1 protein-coding gene is annotated in these 1,411 nt (G+C 77.5%); it reads left to right on the top strand.

The window, feature by feature from the left end; genetic code table 11:
* Positions 1–20 precede the first annotated feature (20 nt).
* Positions 21–1,411, top strand: a 1,391-nt coding sequence (locus VR45_RS39760; protein ID WP_234326647.1) for a LuxR C-terminal-related transcriptional regulator, incomplete at its 3' end; no start/stop codon positions are given.

The following is a 1,411-nucleotide window of genomic DNA, read 5'->3' as shown; positions in this document are numbered from 1 at the left end:
GCGTGCAGGTGCTGAGCGGCATGGTCGCCGACCCCCGGCTGCCGGTCGCCGACCGGGGCGAGATCCGGCTCGCGCTCGGCTTCCTGATGGCGGTGCACAGCGGCAACCGGGCCGGATTCGACCGGATCCGGGAGTCCCTGGAGGAGTTGGAGGAGCGCCCCGTGCGGGCGGCCCGGGCCATGGTGGCGATCGCCATGGACGAGCGCGACGGCGCCGGCCGCCGGTCCGGGGAGTGGCTCGCGCGGGCGGAGGGCCTGCTGGCGGCCAACCCGGACGAGGACGTGTCCGCCGCGGTGCGGGCCACCTCGCTCACCTTCCAGGCCCGGGACGGCGATCCGGCGGTCTGGGACCGGCTGGACGAGCTGCCGCGCGACTCCGAGCGCCCCGAGGTGATGCGGCAGACCACCCGGGCGCTGTACAACGCGGGCGAGATCGCGATCGAGCTGGGCTACGACCGCCGGTCCGCGAACCTGCTGGAGGAGAGCCGCCGGCTGGCCCGGCTGACGGGCATTCCGTACCTGGAGTGCTACAGCCGGCTCGCGCTGATCCGGCTCGACATGCTGGCCGGGCGCTGGGACCTGGTGGAGCCCCGGTTCGCCCGGCTGGGCGCGGAGTTCGACGACCTGGCGATGGCCGGTGCCGAACGCTCGCTGCTGTTCGGGCGGCTCGCGGCGGGGCGGGGCCGACTGGCGCTGGCCCGGGAGGAGTTCGAGATCGCCGCCCGCTTCGGCCAGCGGGAGTCGCAGGTGACGGTGGCGCTGCGGGCGGCCGCCGGGCTCGGCGGCCTCCAGCTGCTGGAGGGCGACACCGCCGGGGCGGCCGGCACGGTGGGCCCGGCGCTGGCCACGGCCCGGCAGGCCGATGCCTGGGCGCGCACCGCCGAGCTGCTGCCGGTCGCCGTCGAGGCCCTGCTGGCGACGGGCGGGCGGGCCGAGGCCGGGGAGGTCACCGAGGAGGCGACGGAGTCCCTCACCGACCGGGGCGCGCCGGCGGTGACGGCGGCACTGCACCTCGCCCGGGGACTGCTGCTGGACGCGGACGGCGATCCGGAGGCGGCGGAGGCGTTCACCCGGGCCAGGGACCACTGGCAGGACATCGGGCGGCCGTACGAGGCGGCGCGGGCCGACGAGCGGATCGCCGCCGCGCTGGCCGCGCGCGACCGGGCGCGGGCGGCGGAGCGGATGGCCGCCGCCGAGCGGGTCTACCTGGAGCTGGGGGCCACCACGGACACCGCCCGCTGCCGGAAGCTGCGCCGGGACCTCGATCTCGGCGGGATCGGCTCACCGGGCCGCCGGGGCTACGGCAAGCGGCTGTCGCCGCGCGAGCGGCAGGTGGCGGAGCTGCTGGCACAGGGGACGGGCAACCAGGACATCGCCCAGGCCCTCTTCCTGTCGCCGCGCACGGTGGAGCA

This window comes from Streptomyces sp. NRRL S-495 (assembly GCF_000966955.1).
GTDB lineage: Bacteria > Actinomycetota > Actinomycetes > Streptomycetales > Streptomycetaceae > Kitasatospora > Kitasatospora purpeofusca.
This window is presented reverse-complemented; position numbering and strand designations above follow the sequence as displayed.